Origin of the sequence: Bacillus cereus group sp. BfR-BA-01430 (genome assembly GCF_022663115.1) — a bacterium.
GTDB classification, from domain to species: Bacteria; Bacillota; Bacilli; order Bacillales; family Bacillaceae_G; genus Bacillus_A; species Bacillus_A cereus_BD.
In genome coordinates, this window is sequence record NZ_JAKUEW010000033.1 from 1 (window position 1) to 6,935 (window position 6,935).

Genomic DNA, 6,935 nt, shown 5'->3' on the forward strand with positions numbered 1-6,935 from the left:
ATGGAATCCTCGTTCTTGTCCGTAATCGTCGCAATAAAGCGCGTAACCCTCTCGCACTTTAAAAGAGCCCGTCCCCTTCATATCGTCAAATTGACCTGTAACAGGAGTCCAACCTACCGTTGTAGACATTTCATCCCACATGACGCGTTCGCGTTCTTGTACCGTTTTTTCTTCTATTGTCATAGGATAACCAATACGAAAATAATTTCTTTCGCTAGGATATTTACCAAACCAAACGTCTAAAAAGGTGCTCGGATTTTCTATATCAACCTCAATTAAAGCGGGCGCTTCTACGCTGCCCTTATTTTTAAAATATGATGTGATTTCTGTGGTCCAACTTCGTTCAAATTTATGAGTTTGTACCGCTCCTAGCTTGTACGGCATAGGACAAATAAATGTTAATGTTCCTGTCCCGACATCCACTAACTCATCTAAATCTAACTCTTCATCAATTACAGCTAGATACAGGCGGTCTTTTGCATCGTCGAAGATTAGTTCTTGAGGTTGATCGGTAATAAGCCAATCGGCAATCTCTTCTTTTAGTTGTTCCGCTTCTTCGGGAGAAGAATATAAGATGGAGATAGGGACTAATATTTTACGCATCTTTGTTTGAGTGCGTATTAAACGCCCGCCTGAATAATGAGGAACTTCGAGGAATGTTCGCTCCAAAGGAGCCCATACAGGACGTTTTATGCCCTGTAAGGATAATATTTTATTATTTCGTTTACCATTGAAAGTGAAAAAACTTAAATCACATGTCATCATATCACCTGCCTAAAATGCCTTGCGTATATCTTCTTCTCGCTGACTGAATTTTTGAACGTCTGTGTATATTTCTCTAGCAATCTCTCTTTTGTCGAGGTTAACAACCAGTTCGATCGGTCTGTTTGCTTGTTGTTGTGAGGTTCGGGGCATTGTCTGCGCAATCTCTTTACCAATTCGTCCAAGGGTGCTGTCGCGGAGTGGAAGGACTGCTTCATCGTACCCTTTAGCATCACCAACACCGATTAAAGTTGGTGACCCAGGTTTAACAAGAGCTCCTTTAGCTGCCCATTTTACACTAACAGATGGTAATGATCCGCTAGAAATCCAGTCCATAGGATTTAGGGATCCGCTTACAGAAAATTTAGGTGTGGGTATACGGATGCTTTTGAATAATTTAGTGAAAGCTCTCCCTAAAGCTCCGCCCATACTAACAATTCCATCTATAATCCACTTGATTAAATCTTTACCTAAGCCCATCCAATCTATGCTTTTAATAGAGTCTATACCTGTTTTCCCAACTTCCTTAAACTTTTGTACCACCCAACCTATCGCTGCATCGACACCTTTAAGGATGAGTTTAATTAGCTCTTTACCTGCCGAAAATAAACCAACAGCAATCGCTAATAGAGTTAATCCAATAACTTTTAAGATAAGCTTACCTAACTTCTCGGTAAAATCTCCTTCTTTAGAGTTCGCGCCTTCCGCCATTTTATCGATCATGTTCTTACCGGCATTTTTAATTTCTGGCTTGTTAGGAACTTGATTAAACCAGTTCTTTATGGTTTGCCACCAACCTTCTAACTTGTTTTGAATATTAGTTTTCGTCTCATCCCACCACTTAGACATTGACGACCACCAATTACCTAAACTATTTTTAATCTCACCAGGTCTGGTATTAAACCAATTAGAAATAGATTCGCCCCATTGATTTAACTTATTTTCTATATTTGTTTTAGTGGTGTTGTACCAATTCTCGATGGATGTCCACCAATTGATGAACCAATTAGAAATTTTTTCAGGTAATGAGTTCCACCAATCGCTAATGCTAGTCCCCCACTCATCGAGCTTCGTTTTCCATCTCTCTTTTGTAGAATTGAACCACTCTTCAATAGCTAGCCACCAGCCATTGAAGTCTTCTTTTATTTTCTCAATTTGTTCATTATTCCATTGCTCTAACTTCTGACTAACAGACAACAGCCAGTTATAGATGTTTTCTGGAAGTTTTTCAAACCATTCCCCAATAGCAACATTCCATCCATCTAACTTTGTTTTCCAACTTTCTTTTGTAGATTCAAACCAATTGCCGATAGAAGTCCACCATTCAGAGAGCTTTTGACTAATCACTTCTGGCAAACTAGAAAACCATTCCTTTATAACGGCCCCCCACTCATCGAGCTTCGTTTTCCATTCCGCTTTTTTTTCGCTATACCACGAACCAATTACACTTCCCCAATAAGAAAGCCATTGAGAGGTGTTTTCTGGAAGATTCATAAACCAATCTTTTATAGCGACTCCCCATTCCAGCAAAGCGTTACCTATCTGGATTGCGCCCTTCTTAATCGCTTGTACTAATTTTTGAAGAACAGAACCATCCCATAAAATTTGAATGATATCGCCTAGTCCTTTTATTAAATCTGAAGTTAGAGTTTTAAGACTTTCCCAAGCACCTTTCCAATCCCCTGATATTAACGACATAAAAAGGTTTACTGTCTCGCGGAAAACAGAAAGGAAAGTGTTTATAATTGAACCGATTAATTTTAGAGCTTTAACGACAGGAGGCCCTATTTCTCCCCAAAGGGTATTCCAAATTTTCAACAGAGTTCCTTTGTGCTTCTGAAACATTTCCATCATTCCAGAAAAATGATTAGTCATTACATTTTTTAAATTCGCGGCTGCATTTCCAATACCAGCAAAAGCTTTAGAGAATCCTTTAGTAAAGTCATTAGAACCGCTAATCATTTTAGTAAAACTGCTGACAACATCAGAACCAAAATTCACAATTGATTGTAATGCCGGCGACAGCTTTTCGAATATTGTAATAGATAAGGTTTCTAATTTACTTTGAAATCCTTTCCAAGCCCCAGCTAAATTTTGATTCATTGTATTAGCCATTTTCTTAGCTGCGCCATCTGCATTTTTTAGCATTTCGGTATTCTCACCTAAAGCTTGTCCGCCTTTTTCTATCAATACCGACCAATGCTTGTACGCTTCTGCACCAAATAATGTAGAAAGAGCGGCCGCTTGTTGTTCTTTTGTCAAATGTTTCGTTTTATCTTTTATTTCACTTACCAATTGAGGAAGAGGCTTCATAACACCGTTATGGTCGAAGAAAGATAAGTTTAACTTTTCCATAACCTTTCGCATCTTTTTTGTCGGATCAGCTAAACGAGTAAGTGATGACCCGAATGCTTGTCCTGCCATGCTTCCTTGAATACCAGCGTCCGACAACGCCATAACAGCGGCGGTGGATTCTTCCATACTCCATCCAACACTTTTAGCTGTAGGAGCTAAGTATTTCATCGCTTCTCCTAATTGCGAAACATCTGTGTTAGCGCTAGCGGCTGCTTTTGCAAGAACGTCAGAAACATGCCCTGCCTTGCCAGCCTCGATACCAAAACCACTCATAATGTTTGATGATATATCTGCCGCTCTTCCTAAATCTAAAGCTCCTGCGGCTGCTAAATCTAGCATCCCTGGCATTGCTTTCATTATGTCGCCAGTCTTAAAGCCAGCACGTGCTAAAAACTCCATTCCTTCAGCTGCTTCTGTTGCGCTATATTTCGTATCAGAACCCAACTGTTTAGCTTGAGCCTTTAGCATTTCAAACTCTTTGCCGCTCGCTCCTGAAATCGCCTTGACTTTACTCATTTGTTCTTCATAGCTAGCGCCTGCCGAAACGACATTTGTAATAGCTGATGCTACTCCAAAAGCAATTCCTGTAACGCCAGCAACAGCTGCCCCCATGCCTAATGCCGCTCCGCCAACACCTTTAAATATTGAACCTGTATTCTTGAATCCGTTATTAATCGATCGTGAAGTGCGTTGTCCTTGTTGTTCAGCGCGACTTAATCCTGTTCGATACTCGTTATCTCTTAAACCAAGAGTTCCAAATATCTTAAATACTTCCACCTAATCACCCTTTCTTTTAGGTGGCGGCATAAGCTTTTTAGCTCTCTCCACCATTTCTTTTACATCCAATTTAGGTCGTTCTGCCTCTTGTTTATTATTCTGTACCTTGTTATAACCAGTAGCATTTAAATACTCAGAGAACGACATTTCCATAAATGGGTTGTTAATAAACACTTCCCAACGCCTTTCGAGCTCTATAGCCTTTCTGGTCGCTTTTGAATATAAATTAATCAATATCTCCCAAGGCATCGTCATAATGTATTCTAAAGAGCCGTATCGAGCTGCCATTTCGTCGATGATTTCGTAAATTATTTCATCAGACTCTCCACGGCTTTCGTAAAAGCTTCAAACCCGCCTACTTTTTTGAATGCGTCAAAAAGAGAATCAAACTCTTCTGCATCCATGTTTTTGATCTGTTCAGTTGTTAGACCTGTCATATTTGACCAGATACTAAAGAATGTGTCTCGTTCCGCATCGACGAGCGATAACATCTTGTTCGTCACTGATGTTGAAATTTTCACTGCCTGCTCTTTTTCCTTAGGCGTCCATTTTTCAGGGTCTTTTTGCGATAACTTATCTTTCATTGAAATAAGTTCTGGATCCAGACAACCTACAAAGTTTTGTCTACCAGCAATACCGCCAATCATAATTCTATCGGACGCGCTGATACCTTTCATTTCGTGTTCTTTTCCTTTGTAAGTGAAAAATGCTTCAAACTTTTTCGTCATAGTTAATCCCTCTCTCTAAGTATTAGAGGGGACAGAGCCCCTCTTTATTTTTTAGCCTGCACAATCGTTGTTACAGCTTCTGATTGATTCTCTTCGTCAAATTCGTTTTCTCGTTGTCTAACAGAAATTTCTTCACCAGCAATTAAACTCATGCCGTTCTCTGTTCTCCATTTTCCAAATTCATCAACTCTCGTTAGTTCAAATCCCGATTCCGAAGCTGTTACGCCTACAAAATATCCAGCGACACCAGTTCCTGTTATGAAAACATCGTCACCTTCAATGACAGGCTCATCTATTGTAGGCTTCGGAATCGTTATTTCTTTCCCACATCTGGATTAACTGGACACACTTGCGCTGGTTCGAAAATTTCAATTTCAAACGGTGGAGTCATTTGGTCTTCTGGATTGTTATATCCTTCAAACTCCACTTCCGGAGCCACTTCCGCATCGCCGAATACCGCTTCTAATCCCGAAATAGGGAGTGCATTAAATACAGTGATTCGATAGATATCACCGTTATTTTTCGTACCGATCACCGTCACGTCATCCAAATATGGTGATGAACCACAATAATCCAACAAAGACTCGTTTGCTCGAATGATTACACTTTTTCCTTTCGGTTCCCCATTTTTTCCGTCTTTTGTATACTCTTGAACTTTTGCGTTCAACAACAATTTTTGTAAAATTTCTTTGTTCAAAAATTCGAGATACGACGCCTTAATTTTTGTTTCCGAACCAGGAACATACGTCAATCCTTTGACTTTGTTACGTTTACCTCGAATCTTGATATTTTCAAATTCTGGTGCATAGGTGAAGGTTAAATCCCCTTGCGTCGCGCCAACATCAATCATATTTTTTTCACCTTTTGTCCAATTGATAAAGATAGCTGCACCCGGCCCTAATACGATGTTTTCTGGATTTGGTTTATTTGCTAATACTTTCAAACAATGTCACCCCTTTTTATGAATAATAGAGAACTTTGAATCGAACTTCTTTGCATCTCAGTCTTTGATCTTCGACAGGAACATCTAATCTCGACATAAAAGACGTACGAATCACAAGAGGTTTACAATAGTCAATCAATAGTTTGTTATTCATGCACTCTTTAATCTTTTGTGACGCTTCGTCTAACGCGTCATACGATTCATCCGTGCCCCAAATTTCACAAGTAAATATGAATTGCTCGCAAAACTCGGAAATCATGTCAGATTGAGAATTGTACACCAAATAAGGAAGTTCGATTGTTTCCTCATCAGCTTCTTTATAAAAAATATCTATATTTAACGGTGTCCCGACGCACTCAATAAGCATTTCTTGGACGCTACCTATTAGCTTTTTCATCCGCCGAGACCCCCTTTCATGGATTGTTTAATAATTCTTTGTATATCGGCTATATGCATTTCGCCAGCGTTACGCAAAGCGCGTGTGCCTTTCTTACCTTTTGTTCGATAGAACTTTCCTGTTCGCTTGTCCTTGTATACCCACGGACTCTTTCTACCGCCTTTTTCAGCGTGAATACCAGTACCAAACTCTTCATATATTGCGTTGTCTTGATTACTTCCAACAAGACCTACAATGCCGTCTGTCGTTTCGCGCGTTTCAGCTGTAATGCTTCTCGCGGTATCTCCCGAACGTTTGCGTGAATACGTTTGAGCCATTCCTTTAACATAATTCGCGGCTGCTAGCATTGCGATTCGTTCTAATTGCTTTGTGCGTTGTTCTGCCTCTCGTCGTCTTGATACGAACCCTTCTGTCATCCCCAATGCTCCAATATGCATTCGATATGGTCATCAGTATTGTAAGGGTTAGCGACCTTCTTCACTCGATACTCCTTCTCTCTTTGGACTACCTTGTCTCCTGCTCGAATATCGAGGGTCTCGCAATACAACACAGCGTCTGCCATGTCTGGAATGCGCCCTTGCTCAAATCTACCTTCTGCACCTGTTATCACTTCATCAACAATCGCTTGAACATTATGTTGCAACTCGAATCCTCCGCGTTTGTACGGGTCTTTCTTGTCGTTTCCTAATTTGCGATAGATTGTTGTTTCTTTCCCGAATCTCTTAATAAGTCTACTTATTCTTTTGGATCGCATAGTGTTCTCAGTCGCTTTCTAAGTCCTTTTAACAAGTGCTTTGGATATTGTTCCTCATCTGTCGCGTACGTAGCGTTATACGAGCCCATTCTTTCGCTTTTTACGCCATCTTGCTTATCCTCGTCAGTAGAGAATAAGTGGTATCCTACCAGTCTAATAGCGATAATTTCGTAATCTGCTGGATAACCATTTTCAAAGTCATTCCCTGTATATCTGCGA

The 6,935-nt window shown here is 40.1% G+C and carries 9 protein-coding genes; all 9 read right to left on the reverse strand.

The features are described 5' to 3' along the window. On the reverse strand, positions 1-762 hold a 762-nt coding region (locus MR058_RS22470), incomplete at its 3' end, for a distal tail protein Dit (protein ID WP_242145899.1). Positions 763-774: 12 nt separating this feature from the next. After that, complete coding sequence (locus MR058_RS22475; RefSeq protein ID WP_242145900.1) at positions 775-3,894, reverse strand: phage tail tape measure protein; 3,120 nt, start codon at positions 3,892-3,894, stop codon at positions 775-777. Beyond that, on the reverse strand, positions 3,895-4,182 hold the full coding sequence (locus MR058_RS22480) for a hypothetical protein (protein WP_242145901.1): 288 nt from the start codon (positions 4,180-4,182) through the stop codon (positions 3,895-3,897). Positions 4,183-4,202: 20 nt separating this feature from the next. Then, positions 4,203-4,622 carry a hypothetical protein gene (locus MR058_RS22485; RefSeq protein WP_242145902.1) on the reverse strand — a complete coding sequence of 140 codons (420 nt, stop codon included), beginning with the start codon at positions 4,620-4,622 and terminating at the stop codon, positions 4,203-4,205. Positions 4,623-4,935: 313 nt separating this feature from the next. Continuing rightward, complete coding sequence (locus MR058_RS22490; RefSeq protein WP_242145903.1) at positions 4,936-5,565, reverse strand: hypothetical protein; 630 nt, start codon at positions 5,563-5,565, stop codon at positions 4,936-4,938. A 16-nt stretch (positions 5,566-5,581) separates the two neighbouring features. Continuing rightward, a complete protein-coding gene (locus MR058_RS22495; protein WP_242145904.1) occupies positions 5,582-5,962 on the reverse strand; it encodes a hypothetical protein in 381 nt (126 codons plus the stop codon). Then, a complete protein-coding gene (locus tag MR058_RS22500) occupies positions 5,959-6,378 on the reverse strand; it encodes an HK97 gp10 family phage protein (RefSeq protein WP_242145905.1) in 420 nt (139 codons plus the stop codon). Before MR058_RS22500 ends, MR058_RS22495 begins: the two co-directional genes overlap by 4 nt. Continuing rightward, positions 6,375-6,716, reverse strand: a complete 342-nt coding sequence (locus MR058_RS22505; protein WP_242145906.1) for a hypothetical protein — start codon at positions 6,714-6,716, stop codon at positions 6,375-6,377. Before MR058_RS22505 ends, MR058_RS22500 begins: the two co-directional genes overlap by 4 nt. After that, a partial coding sequence (locus MR058_RS22510) for a head-tail connector protein (protein ID WP_242145907.1) occupies positions 6,698-6,935 on the reverse strand: 238 nt, incomplete at its 5' end. The genes MR058_RS22505 and MR058_RS22510, both read right to left, overlap by 19 nt.

Bases quoted from the DNA above. Each gene is read 5' to 3' on its own strand.
- MR058_RS22480 (WP_242145901.1), bottom strand. From the start codon at position 4,182: ATGGCAGCTCGATACGGCTCTTTAGAATACATTATGACGATGCCTTGG.
- MR058_RS22485 (WP_242145902.1), bottom strand. From the start codon at position 4,622: ATGACGAAAAAGTTTGAAGCATTTTTCACTTACAAAGGAAAAGAACAC.
- MR058_RS22495 (WP_242145904.1), bottom strand. From the start codon at position 5,962: ATGAAAAAGCTAATAGGTAGCGTCCAAGAAATGCTTATTGAGTGCGTC.
- MR058_RS22500 (WP_242145905.1), bottom strand. From the start codon at position 6,378: ATGACAGAAGGGTTCGTATCAAGACGACGAGAGGCAGAACAACGCACA.
- MR058_RS22505 (WP_242145906.1), bottom strand. From the start codon at position 6,716: ATGCGATCCAAAAGAATAAGTAGACTTATTAAGAGATTCGGGAAAGAA.